Origin of the sequence: Pseudomonas palleroniana, from assembly GCF_003031675.1 — a bacterium.
Lineage (GTDB): Bacteria > Pseudomonadota > Gammaproteobacteria > Pseudomonadales > Pseudomonadaceae > Aquipseudomonas > Aquipseudomonas palleroniana.
The window spans coordinates 78,961-95,676 of sequence record NZ_PYWX01000025.1 but is presented as its reverse complement, the minus strand read 5'-3'; the positions used below and the strand labels follow the sequence as shown (position 1 = coordinate 95,676).

The 16,716-nt window shown below is 62.1% G+C and carries 14 protein-coding genes; 9 read left to right on the top strand and 5 right to left on the bottom strand.

What is annotated here, in order from left to right; translation table 11 throughout:
- Nucleotides 1-3 precede the first annotated feature (3 nt).
- The 9 genes from C9383_RS07985 (at nucleotide 4) to pcaC (ending at nucleotide 8,403) form a co-directional block, all read left to right on the top strand.
- Nucleotides 4-861, top strand: a complete 858-nt coding sequence (locus C9383_RS07985) for a CoA transferase subunit A (RefSeq protein WP_060753785.1) — start codon at nucleotides 4-6, stop codon at nucleotides 859-861.
- On the top strand, nucleotides 861-1,640 hold the full coding sequence (locus C9383_RS07980; RefSeq protein ID WP_090366317.1) for a CoA-transferase subunit beta: 780 nt from the start codon (nucleotides 861-863) through the stop codon (nucleotides 1,638-1,640). Before C9383_RS07985 ends, C9383_RS07980 begins: the two co-directional genes overlap by 1 nt.
- Complete coding sequence (gene pcaF, locus C9383_RS07975; protein ID WP_174554044.1) at nucleotides 1,637-2,842, top strand: 3-oxoadipyl-CoA thiolase; 1,206 nt, start codon at nucleotides 1,637-1,639, stop codon at nucleotides 2,840-2,842. Before C9383_RS07980 ends, pcaF begins: the two co-directional genes overlap by 4 nt.
- A gap of 18 nt (nucleotides 2,843-2,860) precedes the next feature.
- Complete coding sequence (gene pcaH, locus C9383_RS07970) at nucleotides 2,861-3,565, top strand: protocatechuate 3,4-dioxygenase subunit beta (protein ID WP_060753782.1); 705 nt, start codon at nucleotides 2,861-2,863, stop codon at nucleotides 3,563-3,565.
- Between the two features lies 1 nt (nucleotide 3,566).
- A complete protein-coding gene (gene pcaG / locus C9383_RS07965) occupies nucleotides 3,567-4,133 on the top strand; it encodes a protocatechuate 3,4-dioxygenase subunit alpha (protein ID WP_090366314.1) in 567 nt (188 codons plus the stop codon).
- A 186-nt stretch (nucleotides 4,134-4,319) separates the two neighbouring features.
- On the top strand, nucleotides 4,320-5,615 hold the full coding sequence (locus C9383_RS07960) for an MFS family transporter (protein WP_060753780.1): 1,296 nt from the start codon (nucleotides 4,320-4,322) through the stop codon (nucleotides 5,613-5,615).
- Between the two features lie 9 nt (nucleotides 5,616-5,624).
- Nucleotides 5,625-6,989: a 3-carboxy-cis,cis-muconate cycloisomerase gene (locus tag C9383_RS07955; protein ID WP_090366312.1), complete on the top strand. Its 1,365-nt coding sequence runs from the start codon at nucleotides 5,625-5,627 to the stop codon at nucleotides 6,987-6,989.
- A gap of 10 nt (nucleotides 6,990-6,999) precedes the next feature.
- A complete protein-coding gene (gene pcaD, locus C9383_RS07950) occupies nucleotides 7,000-7,791 on the top strand; it encodes a 3-oxoadipate enol-lactonase (RefSeq protein WP_090366311.1) in 792 nt (263 codons plus the stop codon).
- A gap of 219 nt (nucleotides 7,792-8,010) precedes the next feature.
- Nucleotides 8,011-8,403, top strand: a complete 393-nt coding sequence (gene pcaC, locus C9383_RS07945; protein WP_060753777.1) for a 4-carboxymuconolactone decarboxylase — start codon at nucleotides 8,011-8,013, stop codon at nucleotides 8,401-8,403.
- On the opposite strand, the gene C9383_RS07940 is transcribed toward pcaC, so the two are convergent.
- The 5 genes from C9383_RS07940 to C9383_RS07915 all read right to left on the bottom strand — a co-directional run bounded on the left by C9383_RS07940 (nucleotide 8,404) and on the right by C9383_RS07915 (nucleotide 16,583).
- Nucleotides 8,404-9,303 carry a polysaccharide deacetylase family protein gene (locus tag C9383_RS07940; protein WP_090366309.1) on the bottom strand — a complete coding sequence of 300 codons (900 nt, stop codon included), beginning with the start codon at nucleotides 9,301-9,303 and terminating at the stop codon, nucleotides 8,404-8,406.
- 83 nt (nucleotides 9,304-9,386) lie between these two features.
- Nucleotides 9,387-10,637 carry an OprD family porin gene (locus tag C9383_RS07935; RefSeq protein ID WP_090366308.1) on the bottom strand — a complete coding sequence of 417 codons (1,251 nt, stop codon included), beginning with the start codon at nucleotides 10,635-10,637 and terminating at the stop codon, nucleotides 9,387-9,389.
- A 178-nt stretch (nucleotides 10,638-10,815) separates the two neighbouring features.
- A complete protein-coding gene (gene adeC, locus C9383_RS07925; RefSeq protein ID WP_090366305.1) occupies nucleotides 10,816-12,273 on the bottom strand; it encodes an AdeC/AdeK/OprM family multidrug efflux complex outer membrane factor in 1,458 nt (485 codons plus the stop codon).
- Nucleotides 12,270-15,431: an efflux RND transporter permease subunit gene (locus tag C9383_RS07920; protein WP_090366303.1), complete on the bottom strand. Its 3,162-nt coding sequence runs from the start codon at nucleotides 15,429-15,431 to the stop codon at nucleotides 12,270-12,272. Before C9383_RS07920 ends, adeC begins: the two co-directional genes overlap by 4 nt.
- Nucleotides 15,432-15,434: 3 nt before the next feature.
- Nucleotides 15,435-16,583, bottom strand: a complete 1,149-nt coding sequence (locus C9383_RS07915; protein ID WP_090366302.1) for an efflux RND transporter periplasmic adaptor subunit — start codon at nucleotides 16,581-16,583, stop codon at nucleotides 15,435-15,437.
- Between the last annotated feature and the right edge of the window lie 133 nt (nucleotides 16,584-16,716).

Below are 16,716 nucleotides of genomic sequence, written 5' to 3'. Positions count from 1 at the left end.
CCCATGGCTGAAATTCTCGCGCTGCGTGACGCGGTGAAGCAATTTGTGAACGACGGCGATACCGTCGCTCTGGAAGGCTTCACCCATCTGATCCCTACGGCAGCGGGTCATGAAATCATTCGTCAGGGCAAGAAAGACCTGACGCTGGTGCGTATGACGCCTGACCTGATCTACGACCAGTTGATCGGTGCCGGTTGTGCACGCAAGCTGATTTTCTCCTGGGGCGGCAACCCGGGCGTGGGCTCCCTGCACCGGCTGCGCGACGCGGTCGAGAAGCAATGGCCGCAACCGTTGGAAATTGAAGAACACAGTCACGCCGACCTGGCCAATGCCTACGTCGCCGGCGCATCCGGCCTGCCGTTCGCGGTGCTGCGCGCCTACGCAGGTTCCGACCTGCCCAAGGTCAACCCGCTGATCAAGTCCGTGACATGCCCGTTCACCGGCGAAGTGCTGGCGGCGGTGCCGTCGGTGCGTCCGGACGTCACCGTGATCCATGCGCAAAAGGCCGACCGCAAGGGCAACGTGCTGCTGTGGGGGATTTTGGGGGTGCAGAAGGAAGCGGCACTGGCCGCCAAGCGTTGCATCGTCACCGTCGAAGAAATCGTCGATGACCTGAATGCGCCGATGAACAGCTGCGTCCTGCCGACCTGGGCCCTGACTGCGGTGTGCCATGTACCCGGTGGTGCGCACCCGTCCTACGCTCATGGCTACAACGAGCGTGATAACCGCTTCTACCAAGCGTGGGACCCAATCGCCCGTGACCGTGGGACCTTTACCGCATGGATTGATGAATACATCCGCGGTACCGCCGACTTCACTGAATTCCAGGCCAAGCTGGCCACCGCGCAGGAGGCCAAGTAATGGCTTACTCGACCAATGAAATGATGACCGTCGCCGCTGCGCGCCGCCTCAAGAACGGCTCCGTATGCTTTGTTGGCATCGGCCTGCCGTCCAAGGCCGCCAACCTGGCGCGACTGACCTCGTCGCCGGATGTGGTGCTGATCTACGAATCCGGCCCGATTGGCGCCAAGCCATCGGTGTTGCCGCTGTCCATCGGTGACGGCGAGCTGGCGGAAACCGCCGACACCGTGGTCCCGACCGGTGAGATCTTCCGCTACTGGCTGCAAGGCGGGCGCATTGATGTCGGCTTTCTCGGCGCCGCCCAGGTTGACCGCTTCGGCAACATCAACACGACCGTGGTCGGTGACTACCACCAGCCTAAAGTGCGCCTGCCAGGTGCCGGCGGTGCGCCGGAGATCGCCGGTTCCGCCAAGAGCGTGTTGATCATCCTCAAGCAGTCGGCGCGTTCGTTTGTCGACAAGTTGGATTTCATCACCTCGGTCGGTCATGGCGAAGGCGGCGACTCGCGTAAACGCCTGGGCCTGCCGGGCGCGGGGCCGGTAGGCATTATTACTGACCTGTGCATCATGGAGCCGGAAGAGGGTACCCATGAGTTCGTGGTCACCGCGCTGCACCCTGGGGTCACCCGTGAGCAAGTCATCGCCGCAACCGGTTGGCCTGTTCGTTTTGCCGAGCAGGTCGACACCACGGCCGAACCGACCGATCTGGAGCTGACCGCTCTGCGTGACCTTGAAGCCCGCACTGCCGCCGCCCATGGCCAAGCCCCCGGAGAAGCCTGATGCGCGATGTGTTTATCTGTGACGCTATTCGTACGCCCATTGGCCGTTTTGGCGGTGGCCTGTCCACCGTGCGTGCCGATGACTTGGCGGCGCTGCCGATCAAGGCCTTGATCGAGCGCAACCCATCGGTGGACTGGAATGCTGTGGATGAAGTGTTCCTCGGCTGCGCCAACCAGGCCGGTGAAGACAACCGCAACGTCGCCCGTATGGCGCTGTTGCTGGCTGGCCTGCCTGCAAGCGTTCCCGGTGTGACCCTCAATCGCCTGTGCGCCTCGGGCATGGATGCAATCGGCACCGCTTTCCGCGCCATCGCCAGTGGCGAAATGGAGTTGGCAATCGCCGGTGGCGTTGAGTCGATGTCCCGTGCACCGTTCGTGATGGGGAAGGCTGATGCGGCGTTTTCGCGCAACATGAAACTGGAAGACACCACCATCGGCTGGCGCTTTATCAACCCGTTGATGAAAGCGCAGTACGGTGTGGATGCCATGCCGCAGACCGCCGATAACGTCGCCGACGACTACCAGGTGTCCCGCGCCGACCAGGATGCCTTCGCCCTGCGCAGCCAGCAACGGACTGCTGCCGCGCAAGCCGCAGGGTTCTTCGCCGAGGAAATCGTGCCGGTACGCGTTGCCCATAAGAAAGGCGAGACCGTCGTCGAGCAAGATGAACATCCACGGGCTGACACCACCCTGGAAGCCCTGAGCAAACTCAAGCCGGTCAACGGCCCCGACAAGACTGTCACCGCCGGCAATGCCTCGGGTGTGAACGATGGTGCGGCAGCGCTGATCCTCGCTTGCGCCGAAGCCGTAAAGAAACACGGTTTGACCGCCCGTGCACGGGTACTGGGCATGGCCAGCGCCGGTGTCGCACCGCGTGTGATGGGGATTGGACCGGTGCCGGCAGTACGCAAACTGGTGGAGCGGCTGGGCCTGGCGGTCACCGATTTTGATGTGATCGAGCTCAATGAAGCCTTCGCCAGCCAGGGTTTGGCGGTGCTGCGCGAGTTGGGTCTGGCCGACGACGCGCCGCAGGTCAACCCGAACGGCGGCGCCATTGCCCTGGGCCATCCGCTGGGTATGAGCGGTGCGCGTTTGGTACTGACCGCACTGCATCAGCTTGAGAAGAGCGGTGGGCGCAAAGGCCTGGCGACCATGTGTGTGGGCGTCGGCCAGGGCTTGGCCCTGGCGATTGAACGCATCTAAATAAGAGAGGATTGCTCCATGAGTGACAAGCCCGGATACCGGCGCCCGCAAGCGGGTACTCAACCGGATTACCTGCACCCGGCCTACCAGTCGACGAACCTGCGTTCGCCGTCCAAGCCATTGGTGTTCCTGCCCCATTCGTTGTCGGAAATTACCGGCCCGACCATCGGTGCCGAGCGGGTCAACCCGAAGGACAACGACCTCACCGCACAGCATGAAGGCGACCCCCAGGGCGAACGCATCATCATTCATGGCCGTGTGCTGGACGAAAACGGCTCGCCGGTGCCCGGTATTCTTGTGGAGATCTGGCAGGCCAACGCCGCCGGGCGCTACAACCACAAGAACGACCTGCACGACGCGCCGCTGGACCCGAATTTCACCGGAACCGGCCGCACCGTCACCGACGCCGACGGCTGGTATCAGTTCCAGACCATCAAGCCCGGCGCCTACCCGTGGGGCAACCACCACAACGCGTGGCGGCCTGCGCATATCCACTTCTCGCTGTTCGGCCCGAGCGTGCTGACGCGGCTGGTCACGCAGATGTATTTCCCCGGCGACCCGTTGCTCGAATATGACCCGATCTACAACTGCGTACCGGACACCTCGGCCAAGCAGCGCCTGATCGCCCGTTTCGACCTGGAAAAAACCATTCCTTCCTATGCCCTCGGCTACCGCTGGGACATCGTCCTGCGCGGCCGCGACGCCACGCCGATGGAGAAATGAGATGACACTCAACGCGACTACGTCCCACACCGTCGGGCCCTATTACCACATTGGCCTGACCTGGCTGAACCGTGAAGACCTGACCGTGCCGGCCACCCTCGGCGAACGTGTGGCGATCAGTGGGCAGGTGGTGGATGGCAAGGGTAATGTCGTCAACGACGCCATGCTTGAAGTGTGGCAAGCCAATGCTGCCGGTAAATATGACCACCCGGAAGATGAGCAGGACAAGGCCGTCGACCCGAACTTCGAAGGTTTCGGCCGGGTGCCGGTGGATGCCCAAGGGCGTTTCCGCTTTACCACCATCAAGCCGGGTGCGGTGCCGGGGCTGAACGGCACGACCCAGGCGCCGCACCTGGTGGTCCTGGTGTTTGCCCGTGGGTTGGTGAAGCACTTGCTCACGCGGATTTATTTTGATGGCGAGGCGCTGAACGGGGACGACCCGTTGCTGGCCTGTGTGCCGGCTGAGCGTCGTAGCACCTTGATTGCCCGGCAGGATGCCGGTGGTGTCTATCAGTGGAATGTGATTTTGCAGGGCACAGACAAGGAAACGGTGTTCTTCGATTATTGAGTTGGCTTGAGGCCATTCGCGAGCACGCCCGCTCCCACATTTTTATGTGTGAATACCTTCAAATGTGGGAGGAGGCTTGCTCCGGATGAAGCCGGTTCTGGCATTACTTCTCCAAAAGTCTGCTTGCGGAACATGGTTGTTGCAAAGTATGTCTAGGCTATAACCGTTCCCACTGAGTAAAAAAACATGACAACAACAACGAGTCACTACACCGGAGAAGAACGCAGCAAACGGATTTTTGCGATTGTCGGTGCTTCCTCCGGCAACCTTGTCGAATGGTTCGACTTCTATGTCTATGCCTTCTGCGCCATTTACTTTGCGCCGGCGTTTTTTCCGTCGGACAACCCCACGGTTCAACTGGTCAACACCGCCGGTGTGTTCGCCGCCGGGTTCCTGATGCGGCCCATTGGTGGCTGGCTGTTTGGTCGGGTGGCCGATAAGCACGGCCGTAAAAACTCGATGATGATCTCGGTGTTGATGATGTGCGCCGGCTCCCTGGTCATCGCCTTTTTGCCGACCTATAACGCCATTGGCGTCTGGGCGCCGATCCTGCTGCTGGTGGCGCGCTTGTTCCAGGGGCTGTCGGTGGGCGGCGAGTACGGCACCACCGCGACCTACATGAGTGAAGTGGCGCTCAAGGGCCAACGGGGTTTCTTTGCCTCCTTCCAGTATGTGACGCTGATCGGCGGGCAACTGCTGGCCGTGCTGGTGGTGGTGATCCTGCAACAGATCCTCACTGAAGAAGAACTGCGGGCCTGGGGCTGGCGGATTCCGTTCGTGATCGGCGCCGTCGCGGCGGTGATTTCGCTGCTGCTGCGCCGCTCGTTGAAAGAAACCACCAGCAAGGAAATGCGCGAAGACAAAGACGCCGGCAGCATTGCCGCGTTGTTCCGCGACCACAAAGCCGCGTTTATCACGGTGCTGGGCTACACCGCCGGTGGCTCGCTGATTTTCTATACCTTCACCACTTACATGCAGAAGTACCTGGTGAACACCGTCGGCATGCATGCCAAGACGTCGAGCTACATCATGACCGGTGCGCTGTTTTTGTATATGTGCATGCAGCCGGTATTCGGCATGTTGGCGGACAAGATCGGCCGACGTAACTCGATGCTGTGGTTCGCCGGCCTTGGCACCCTGTTTACCGTGCCGATCCTGCTCACCTTGAAAACCGTCAGCAGCCCGTTCCTGGCGTTCGTGTTGATCACCTTGGCCTTGGCGATCGTGAGTTTCTACACCTCCATCAGCGGCCTGGTCAAAGCGGAGATGTTCCCGCCCCAAGTGCGTGCCTTGGGCGTGGGCCTGGCCTACGCGGTGGCCAACGCGATCTTTGGCGGTTCTGCGGAGTTCGTCGCGCTGAGCCTCAAATCCATCGGCCTGGAAAACAGCTTCTATTGGTACGTCACGGCGATGATGGCAATCGCTTTCCTGTTCAGCCTGCGCCTGCCGAAACAGGCGGCGTATCTGCACCACGATCTCTAGGGATGAGTTATGACACTGCGCACGAGCAATCAACTGTTCGACGCTTACTTCACTGCTGACAGTATGGCTGAGGTGTTCTGCGACCAGGGACGCCTGCAGGGCATGCTGGATTTCGAAGCGGCGCTGGCCCGGGCCGAGGCCCGGGTCGGGCTGATTCCACAGGCCGCCGTGGCGCCGATTGCCCAGGCCTGCCTGGCATCGCTGTACGACGTCGATGCGCTCGGCGCGGCGATTGCCACGGCGGGCAATTCGGCGATTCCATTGGTCAAGGCGCTGGGCAAGTTGATTGCCGCTGAAGACGCCGGCGCCGAACGCTATGTGCACCTGGGCGCCACCAGCCAGGATGTGATGGACACCGGCCTGGTGCTGCAACTGCGGCGCGCTGTGGCGTTGATCGAAACGGACTTGGCGCAGTTGGGTGGCGTTCTGGCTGCTCAAGCGCAGCGTTATGCGAGCACCCCTCTGGCCGGGCGCACCTGGTTGCAACACGCGACGCCGGTGACGCTGGGCATGAAAATCGCCGGATGGCTGGGGGCGGTGACACGCTGCCGCCAGCGTCTTGCCGAACTGAAGCCGCGCCTGCTGGTGCTGCAGTTTGGCGGTGCTTCCGGCACGCTGGCGGCGCTGGGCGAACAGGCCATGCCGGTGGCCGAGGCGCTGGCGGACGAGTTGCAGTTGAGCTTGCCCGAGCAACCCTGGCATACCCAGCGTGATCGCTTGGTGGAGTTCGCCGCCAGCCTTGGCCTGATCGCCGGCAGCCTCGGCAAACTGGGGCGTGATGTCAGCCTGCTGATGCAGACCGAAGCGGCGGAAGTATTCGAGCCCTCGGCGCCAGGCAAGGGCGGTTCGTCGACCATGCCCCACAAGCGCAACCCCGTGGGCGCGGCTGTATTGATCAGCGCCGCCACACGCGTGCCCGGCCTCGTCGCGACGATGTTCAGTGCCATGCCCCAGGAGCATGAGCGCAGCCTGGGCCTATGGCACGCCGAATGGGAAACCTTGCCGGAGATCTGTCGCCTGGTGTCCGGCGCCTTGAAGCAGGCGTTGCAGGTGAGCGAGGGGCTTGAGGTCGATGCGCAGCGCATGGCGCACAACCTCGACCTGACCCAAGGCCTGGTGTTGGCCGAAGCGGTCAGCATCGTGCTGGCCCAGCGTCTGGGCCGTGAGACCGCGCATCATCTGCTGGAACACTGCTGCAAACGGGCCGTTGCCGAAAGGCGCCATCTGCGCGCCGTGCTGGCGGACGAGCCGCGCATCACCGCCGAGTTGTCGGCAGCTGAGCTGGACCGGCTGCTTGACCCGGCCCACTACCTGGGCCAGGCGCAAACCTGGGTGACCCGCGCAGTGGCCGACCATTTTGCATTGACCGCCTGAGGAGAACGCTGTGGCTTTTGTACAACTCGCCGAGGGCGAACTGCATTACCAACTGGACGGACCGGCCGACGCGCCGGTGCTGGTGCTGTCCAACTCCCTGGGCACCGACCTGCATATGTGGGACCTGCAGATCCCGGCCTTTGCCCGGCATTTTCGCGTGTTGCGTTTCGACACCCGCGGCCACGGCCAATCCCTGGTGACGCCGGGGCCGTACAGCATCGAGCAGCTCGGCCATGATGTGATCGCGTTGCTTGATGCGCTGGATATCCAGCGTGCGCATTTCTGTGGCCTGTCCATGGGCGGGTTGATTGGCCAATGGCTGGGCATTCACGCCGGTCAACGCCTGCGCCGCCTGGTGGTGTGCAACACCGCCGCCAAGATCGGCACGCCCGAGGTCTGGAACCCACGCATAGAAATGGTTCTGCGCGACGGCGCGGCGGCGATGGTGGCCTTGCGCGATGCGTCCATTGCGCGCTGGTTCACGGCGGATTTCGCCGCGGCCAACCCGCATCAGGCCAAGCTGATCACCGATATGCTCGCGGCGACTTCGCCCGAGGGTTATGCGGCGAACTGCGCGGCGGTGCGCGATGCCGATTTTCGTGAGCAACTGGCTTCGATCAATGTCCCGACCCTGGTGATTGCCGGCACTGAAGATGCCGTGACGCCACCGGCCGGCGGGCACTTTATTCAGAACCATGTGAAGGGCGCCGAGTACGCCGAGTTCTACGCGGCGCACCTGTCCAACGTTCAAGCGGGCACGGCGTTCAGCGACCGCGTCCTGGACTTTCTACTGGCCCATTAATGTAGTGAGCGGGCTTGTCCTAATGCCAGTCAGTTAAGCGATAGAACGGACGATGAATAACTTGTGGGAGGGGGCTTGCTCCCGATGAGGGTATGCCAGTCAGCAGTTTATCGACTGACCCACCGCTATCGGGAGCAAGCCCCCTCCCACAGTGACAGCGTTAAACCTTAACTGACTGGCATTAGGGCAAGCCCGCTCACTACAAGTGAGGAATTTTTTGTGGACGAGAAACAACGTTACGCCGATGGCCTGCAGGTACGCCGCGAGGTACTGGGCGATGCCCACGTCGATCGCAGCCTCAATGCCCTGACCGAGTTCAACAGCGAGTTCCAGGAGATGATCACCCGTCATGCCTGGGGCGATATCTGGACCCGGCCCGGGTTGCCACGGCACACCCGCAGCCTGATCACCATCGCCATGTTGATCGGCATGAACCGCAGCGAAGAGCTGAAACTGCACCTGCGCGCCGCCGCCAGCAACGGCGTGACCCGTGCCGAGATCAAGGAAGTATTGATGCAGAGCGCGATCTACTGCGGCATTCCGGCGGCGAATGCGACGTTCCACCTGGCGGAGTCGGTGTGGGATGAGCTGGGGGTTGAGTCTCGGCAGTGATCAGTGGGAGTCGGCATCCCACACCCAATTCCATACCCCAGGCAGATGCACCGGCTCATTCACATCCTTGACCGTGCGTGCCAGCGCGGCGCGCTCCAGGGTGGCATGGTCGGTGTAGAAGGGTTCGGCGGCGGTTTTCATGCCGTTGATCCTGGCACTGTCCAGCAGGATCTGCAGATACTCCTGCATATGCCGTGCGGTGTAGCGGTTGATGTCGTGGAAGGTCACCACTACGGGGATCACCCCGTCCACCGTGGGCAGTTCGCCCAAGGCAATACGTTCGCGCACCACTGACAGTTGCCGGTACAGGTTGGCGCGGCGACGCGGGCTGCCATTGAATCCCCAGATCTTGCCGTCGTTGGCACTCAAGTCGGTCAGCAACACCTGCAGGTGGTGGCGCTGGTAGGCCGCGAAGGTGCGTTTGTCGTAGTTCCAGAAGGGCGGGCGTACCAGCCGGGGCGGGGTTCCCGTGATGGCGGCGATATCTGCCGAACCCTGGGTGAGGGTGCTTTCCAATTCGGCATCATTGAGCCAGCGATGGTTGGTATGAAACGCGGTAGCCGTGTGGAATGCCAGGATATGCCCGGCCGTATACTCACGCTCCATGGTCTTGTGACCACGCGGGTTGCCCCCCGAGCGCGAGGCTTCGGTCTGCAGGAAGAACACCGCCTTGATGCCCGGCAACACCGGGTTTTTCGCCAGGTCCGCGATTACCGAACGGCTCGGGTTGTTATAGCCCGAGGCGCTGGGGCCGTCATCGAAGGTCAGCAGAAATCGGATCGGCGCCTGGGCCTGCAAACGCTGCGCGGTCTGCGGCGTCAGGGCAATAGGTGCGCTGATGCAGCCGTTGAGGCTCAAGGCCAGGGCTAGCAGGGCAGTCGCTAAGGCGAAGGCTTTCATGGTGGACGCGGGCTCGAATAAAGGCCGCTGCTGGGTGGTTCAGCAGCGGCAGGCGCGCACCATACAGTAAGTGTGACGCCGGTTTACAGCAGGCTGATCGGGTAACTGACGATCAACCGGTTTTCATCGAACTCGTTGTTGCTGTAGTCCCTGCGCATCGTGGAATTGCGCCAGCGCACGTTGAGGTTTTTCAGGCTTCCACTCTGCACGGTGTAGCCCACTTCGCTTTCACGCCCCCACTCCTTGCCGTCGGTGATCGTGCCGGTGTGCACGTTGCTGCCGCTGATGTAGCGGTTCATCAAGGTCAGGCCCGGGATGCCGAGGGCGGCGAAATTGTAGTCGTGGCGCACTTGCCAGGATTTCTCCTGGGCGTTGTCGTAGCTGGAATTGTAGCTGTCGTTGGCCAGGGTGCCGCCGCTGGTGCCGTTGACGCGCATCCAGGCACTGTCGCCGGTGAGTTTTTGCAGGCCGACGTAGAAAGTGTTGCCGCCGTAGCGCGCGGAAAACAGGCCGGACCAGGTCTTGTTGTCCAGGCTGCCGGCGCGGGCGCTGCCATCGTCTTTGCCATAGAAAAAGCCAAGGTTGGCGCCCAGGGTCCAGTCGCCCACGGCTTGGCTGTGGATCAGGTTGACGAATTGCTGGCGGTAGATGTCCTTGAGCTGGGCGTTCCACAGGCCGACCTGGGTGCGTTTGTCATTGAACGCGTATTCCGCGCCTTGGAAGTTGAAACGGTCGGAGGTGAACGCCGCTTTGCCGGTCATGGACATGTCGCCCATGCTGCTGTCGTCACGCGGGCTGTTGGCGCGGAACTGGCCGCCATACAGCGTCAGTCCGTCGATCTCTTTGGAAGTGATCTGCCCGCCGCGCAGGGTCTGCGGCAGCGAGCGGCCGTCGTCGGCCCGCAGGATCGGCAGTACCGGCATCCATTCGCCGACCTTCACTTCGGTCTTCGAAATGCGCGTCTTGAACGCCACGCCGAGGCGTCCGAAGTTATCGGCCGGGCGGCCATCGTGATCCAGCGGCAACAGTTGGGTGCCGCCGGTGCCGCGTCCACCGTCGAGCTTTTGTGAGTACAAGCCCAGCACGTCCAGGCCGAAACCCACGGTGCCCTGGGTAAAGCCGGACTTGGCGTCGAGGATGAAACTCTGCGTCCACTCCTGCGCGCCGCCCTGGCTTTTGGTCGGGTTGGTGTAATTGCGGTTGAAGAAGAAATTGCGCAGGTTGAGGTTGGCGCTGGCGTCTTCGAGAAAGCCGTGTTCTTCGGCGACCACGGGGAGGGCAAGGCTGGCGACAGCGGTGGCCAGCAACAGCTGGCGCGGGTGGAAAGTGCTCATGGCGTTGGACCTGTTGTTATTGGGGTTGTGCAGGTGGCGGCCATGGTGCTTGGCGCTATGGGAGCGTTGAAAGTGGGGGAGAGCGGGTTGTGTGCGATGATCGAACGAAAGCTGTTGAAGGCATGCAAAATAAAAAGCCCACCAAAAGGTGGGCTTCGTTTACGTCGCGCAGATCAGATCAGAACAGCTTCATCTTCGGCGCTTCTTCTTTCAACGGCTCGTTCTTCGCCGTCTGTTCGTTCCAGCCACCGCCAAGGGCCTTGTACAGGTTGACCTCGCTGGTCAGCTGCGCCAGGCGGTCGGTGATCAGCGATTGCTGGGCACTGAACAGTTGGCGCTGTGCGTCGAGGAACGTCAGGTTGCTGTCGACACCAATGCGGTAGCGACGCTCGGCCAGGCGGTAGTAATCCTGGTTGGCCGCGACGAAACCACGTTGGGCGTCCAGTTGCTGCTTGTAGGTCGCACGTGCGGCGAGGCCGTCGGAGACTTCCTGGAAGCCGGTCTGGATGGCTTTCTCGTAGTTGGCCACGTTGATCTCTTTCTGGATCTTCGAGTAGTCCAGGCTTGCGCGCAGGCTACCGGCGTTGAAGATCGGGATGTTGATCTGCGGGGCAAACGACCAGGTGCCCGAGCCGCCTTTGAACAGGCCGCCCAGGTTAGGGCTGGCGGTGCCGGCGCTGGCGGTCAGGCTGATGCTCGGGAAGAACGCTGCCCGGGCTGCGCCGATATTGGCGTTGGCGGCCTTGAGGTTGTACTCGGCCTGCACGATGTCGGGACGCCGCTGCAACAGGTCCGACGGCAAGCCGGCCGGCACTTCGCTGAGCAGGTCATCCGACAGCGGCTTGCTGGCCAGATTGGCCGGCAGGCCGGTACCCAGCAGCAAGGTCAGGCTGTTTTCGTCCTGGGCCACCTGGCGCGTATAGCGGGCAAGCTGCACGCGCGCATTTTCCACCGAGGTACGCGACTGGCTGAGGTCGAGGGCCGAGGCCACGCCGACTTCGTTGCTGCGCGAGGTCAACCGGTAGCTCTCCTCGAAGGCGCCCAAGGTGTCCTGGGTCAGCTTGAGCAGTTCCTTGTCGGCCTGCCAGGTCAGGTAGGCGTTGGCCACGCTGGCCACCAGGCTGATCTGGGTACTGCGCCGTGCTTCTTCAGTGGCGAAGTACTTTTGCAGGGCTTCTTCGCTCAGGCTGCGTACGCGACCGAACAGGTCCAGCTCATACGCGCTGATCCCGAGGCCGGCCGAGTATTGGCTGTTGATGCTCGCTTCGCCGGTCTGCGACAGGCGGGCCGGAGTGCGCGAGCGGGTGCCGCTGCCCGTGGCCGAAACGGCCGGGAACAGGTCGGCACGCTGGATCTGGTACTGCGCCGCATACGCGTCGATGTTCAGCGCCGCGACGCGCAGGTCACGGTTGTTCACCAGCGCGGTCTGGATCAGCTGTTGCAGGGCCGGGTCATGGAAAAACTGCTTCCAGCCTTGCTCTGCAGCGGCCTGGCCCGGCGCCTGGGCCGACGAATACGCCGGCCCCTGCGGGAACTGGGCAGCTACCGGCGCCTCGGGGCGCTGGTAGTCAGGTATCAAGGAGCAGCCACTGAGCACGAATGCGGTGACGGCCAGGGAAATTAGCGACTTGCTCATTGGCCAGCCTCTTTAGGGGGTTGAGTAGTCACCGGCTTCTTGCGTTCGCCGGCGGAGGACACGGTTGCGTAGAACAGTGGCACCCAGAAGATCGCCAGGACAGTTGCCGTGATCATACCGCCGATCACGCCGGTACCGATTGCATGCTGGCTGCCTGAACCTGCGCCGGTGGAAATCGCCAGCGGCAGTACGCCGAGCATGAACGCCATGGACGTCATGATGATCGGGCGCAGACGCATGCGGGACGCTTCGATGGCGGCCTCGACGATGCCCTTGCCCTGTTCGTGGAGCTCTTTGGCGAACTCCACGATCAGGATGGCGTTTTTCGCCGCCAGGCCGACGGTTACCAGCAGGCCCACCTGGAAGAACACGTCGTTGGACAGGCCGCGCAGGCTGGTGGCGATCAAGGCACCGATCACACCCAGTGGCACCACCAGAATCACCGCAATCGGGATCGACCAACTTTCGTACAGGGCCGCGAGGCACAGGAACACCACCAGCAGCGACAGGGCGTACAGCGCAGGCGCCTGGGAGCCGGAGAGGCGTTCTTCATACGACAGGCCGGTCCACGAGTAGCCGACACCGGCCGGCAGACTCTTGGCAATGCGCTCGACTTCCGCCATCGCGTCACCGGTACTGTAACCAGGTGCCGGAGTACCGAGGATTTCCATCGCCGCTACACCGTTGTAACGCGAGAGCTTGGGCGAGCCGTAGATCCACTTGCCCGACGAGATGGCCGACAGGGGCACCATCTTCCCGGAGGTGCTGCGTACGTACCATTTGTCCAGGTCTTCCGGCGACATACGGCTGGCCGCGTCACCCTGCACGTACACCTTCTTCACACGACCACGGTCGATAAAGTCGTTGACGTAGCTGCCACCCAGGGCAATCGCCAGGGTCTTCTGGATGTCCGACAGGTCTATGCCCTGGGCACTGGCCTTCTCGTCGTCAACGGTCAGCTCGTACTGCGGCTCGTCGTTCACGCCGTTGGGGCGCACGCCCGCCAGGATCTTGCTTTGCGCCGCAGCACCGAGGAACTGGTTACGCGCATCCATCAACTTCTGGTGGCCGACGCCGCCCTGGTCTTGCAGGAACACGTCGAAACCGGTGGCGTTACCCAGTTCAAGAACCGAAGGCGGCACGATGGCGAAGACCATGGCGTCCTTGAAGGCCCCGAAGAAGTAACCCTGGGCCCGTTTCGCGACCTCGAACACCGATTGCGAAGCATCTCGCTCGCCCCATGGCTTGAGCATCACGAACGCAAGGCCCGAGCTCTGGCCACGGCCGGCGAAGTTGAAGCCGTTCACGGTAAACACCGACTTCACGGCCTTGCCTTCGCCCGGTTCGCCTTCCTTGTCGTTCAGCAGGAAGCTACGCATGTCGTCGATGACTTTTTGCGTACGTTCAGCCGACGAACCGACCGGCGTCTGCACCTGGGCAAAGATCACACCCTGGTCTTCCTCAGGCAGGAACGCGCTTGGAATACGGGTGAACATCCAGATCATGCCGGCCAGGATCAGCGCATATATCACGAACGCTGGAATCTTGTGCTTGATCATGCCGCCCACGCCGCGCTCGTACTTCTGAACGCCGCGATCAAAGGTGCGGTTGAACCAGCCGAAGAAGCCGCGCTTGGGTTGGCCGTGTTTTTCCGGGTCGATCGGCTTGAGCATGGTGGCGCACAAGGCCGGGGTAAAGATCAGGGCAACCAGTACCGACAACGCCATCGCCGAAACAATGGTGATGGAGAACTGCCGGTAGATCACACCAGTGGAACCACCGAAGAAGGCCATCGGCAAGAGTACCGCCGACAATACCAGGGCAATACCTACGAGGGCACCCTGGATCTGGCCCATGGACTTGACCGTCGCCTCCTTGGGCGAGAGGTGTTCCTCGGCCATGACCCGCTCGACGTTTTCCACCACGACGATGGCATCGTCCACCAGCAAGCCGATGGCCAGGATCATGCCGAACATGGTCAGGGTGTTGATGGTGAAGCCGGCTGCCGCGAGGATGCCGAAGGTACCCAGCAATACCACCGGTACCGTCATGGTGGTGATGATGGTGGCGCGGAAGTTCTGCAGGAACAGGAACATCACCAGGAACACCAGCACGATCGCTTCGACCAGGGTGTCGACTACCCCGGAGATCGACTCGGTCACTACCGGGGTGGTGTCATACGGCACCACCGCCTTCATGCCTGGCGGGAAGAACGGTTCCAGGGAGGCCACGGTGGCACGGATCGCCTTGCCGGTGTCCAGGGCGTTGGCACCGGCTGCCAGCTTGATGGCCATACCCGAGGCCGGCTTGCCGTTGAACTGTGCACTGATGCTGTAGTTCTGGCCACCCAGCTCGATACGAGCCACGTCGCCCAGGCGAACCTGCGAGCCGTCGGCGTTCACCTTCATCAGGATCTTGGCGAACTCTTCGGCGCTTTGCAGACGGGTCTTGCCGATGATGGTGGCGTTCAGCTGGGTGCCGGGCAGGGCAGGCAGGCCGCCCAACTGGCCGGTCGCGACCTGGACGTTCTGGGCCGAGATGGCGTTGCTGACGTCTACCGGCGTGAGCTGGTAGTTGTTCAGCTTGGCCGGGTCGAGCCAGATCCGCATGGCGTATTGCGAACCGAACACCTGGAAGTCACCCACACCGGCGGTCCGGGAAATCGGGTCCTGGATGTTGGAAACGATGTAGTTGGACAGGTCGTCTTTGGTCATGCTGCCGTCTTCCGACACCAGACCGATCACCATCAGGAAGTTCTTCACCGACTTGGTCACGCGGATACCCTGCTGCTGCACTTCTTGCGGCAGCAATGGGGTCGCCAGGTTCAGCTTGTTCTGCACCTGAACCTGGGCGATGTCCGGGTTGGTACCCTGGTTGAACGTCGCGGTGATGGTCATGCTGCCGTCGGAGTTACTGTCCGAGGCGACATAACGCAGGTTGTCGATACCGTTGAGCTGTTGCTCGATCACCTGCACCACGGTGTCCTGCACGGTTTGTGCGGACGCGCCTGGGTAGGTCACCTGGATGTCGATGGCGGTTGGCGCGATGGCCGGGTATTGGTTGATGGGCAACTTCAGGATCGACAGTGCCCCGACCAGCATGATCACCAGGGCGATTACCCAGGCAAAAATGGGACGGTCGATAAAAAATTTCGACATGAATTACTCCCCTTTACCAGCAGCGGCAGCAGGTGCTGCAGCCGTACCGGCGGGTTTAGCGTTATCAGCGTCCTTGACCTTGACTTCGATGCCCGGCTTGATGAACTGCAGGCCCTCGGTGATCACGCGGTCACCGGCCTTGAGGCCATCTTCCACCAGCCAATAGGCGCCGGCAGTGCGGTTCGCCACCAGGACGCGCTGTTCGACCTTGTTGTCCTGATTCACGACCAGGGCCGTCGGGATGCCCTTGAGGTCACGGGTCACGCCTTGCTGCGGTGCCAGGATAGCCTCGCTGTTCACACCGGCTTGCAGTTGGGCGTGTACGAACATGCCCGGCAGCAGGGTGTGGTCAGGGTTGGGGAACACGGCGCGCAGGGTCACGGAACCGGTGGTCTGGTCGACCGACACTTCCGAGAACTCCAGCTTGCCGTCCAGGCCGTAGGCGGTGCCGTCTTCCAGGGTCAGCTTGACCTTGGCGGCGTTGTCGCCAGCTTTTTGCAGCTGGCCGCTTTCCAGGTCGCGGCGCAGTTTCAGCATTTCAGCCGAGGACTGCGTGACGTCGACGTAGATCGGGTCCAACTGCTGGATCACCGCCAGTGCATCGGTCTGGCCATTGCTGACCAGCGCGCCTTCGGTCACCGAAGAACGGCCGATACGCCCGGAGATCGGCGCGAACACTTTGGTGTAGCGCACGTTGATCTGGGCGGTTTGCACGTTGGCTTCGGCGGTCATGCGGTTGGCCACGGCGGTGTCGTATTCCTGGCGACTGACGGCCTGCTCATTGACCAACTGCTTGTAGCGGTCGCTGATGGACTTGGTCTGGGTCAGGCTGGCTTGGGCGCTTTTCAGGGTGGCCTCATACACCGACGGGTCGATCTGGTAGAGCTGCTGCCCTTCCTTCACGTCGCCGCCTTCCTTGAACAGGCGCTTGAGAATGATGCCATTGACCTGGGGGCGGACTTCCGCAATGCGGTAAGCCGTGGTGCGGCCCGGCAGTTCAGTGGTCAGGGTAAAGGCTTGCGGTTGAATGGTGACCACGCCGACCTGAGGGGTTTGAGCGGGCGGAGCCGCTTCTTCCTTTTTACATCCGCTGAGCAGCGATGCCAGGGCGACGGCAGTGACCAGAGCGGTAACAGCTGGCTTAAGTTGCATGAAGATCCTCGGGTCAGGCGCGCAGAGTGCGCACAAGCAGTGTGGAAGGGTAAAAAACAAGCTGTGAGTAGATAAGTAGCTTGCTACGCAATATACTTACGTTCATGGTTGTTTGTAAACTCTTGACAGGCTT

What these genes read in the sequence shown, in the direction of transcription:
- C9383_RS07985 (WP_060753785.1), top strand. Translation starts at nt 4, where the DNA reads ATGGCTGAAATTCTCGCGCTGCGTGACGCGGTGAAGCAATTTGTGAAC.
- C9383_RS07980 (WP_090366317.1), top strand. Translation starts at nt 861, where the DNA reads ATGGCTTACTCGACCAATGAAATGATGACCGTCGCCGCTGCGCGCCGC.
- pcaH (WP_060753782.1), top strand. Translation starts at nt 2,861, where the DNA reads ATGAGTGACAAGCCCGGATACCGGCGCCCGCAAGCGGGTACTCAACCG.
- pcaG (WP_090366314.1), top strand. Translation starts at nt 3,567, where the DNA reads ATGACACTCAACGCGACTACGTCCCACACCGTCGGGCCCTATTACCAC.
- C9383_RS07960 (WP_060753780.1), top strand. Translation starts at nt 4,320, where the DNA reads ATGACAACAACAACGAGTCACTACACCGGAGAAGAACGCAGCAAACGG.
- C9383_RS07955 (WP_090366312.1), top strand. Translation starts at nt 5,625, where the DNA reads ATGACACTGCGCACGAGCAATCAACTGTTCGACGCTTACTTCACTGCT.
- C9383_RS07940 (WP_090366309.1), bottom strand. Translation starts at nt 9,303, where the DNA reads ATGAAAGCCTTCGCCTTAGCGACTGCCCTGCTAGCCCTGGCCTTGAGC.
- C9383_RS07935 (WP_090366308.1), bottom strand. Translation starts at nt 10,637, where the DNA reads ATGAGCACTTTCCACCCGCGCCAGCTGTTGCTGGCCACCGCTGTCGCC.
- adeC (WP_090366305.1), bottom strand. Translation starts at nt 12,273, where the DNA reads ATGAGCAAGTCGCTAATTTCCCTGGCCGTCACCGCATTCGTGCTCAGT.
- C9383_RS07920 (WP_090366303.1), bottom strand. Translation starts at nt 15,431, where the DNA reads ATGTCGAAATTTTTTATCGACCGTCCCATTTTTGCCTGGGTAATCGCC.
- C9383_RS07915 (WP_090366302.1), bottom strand. Translation starts at nt 16,583, where the DNA reads ATGCAACTTAAGCCAGCTGTTACCGCTCTGGTCACTGCCGTCGCCCTG.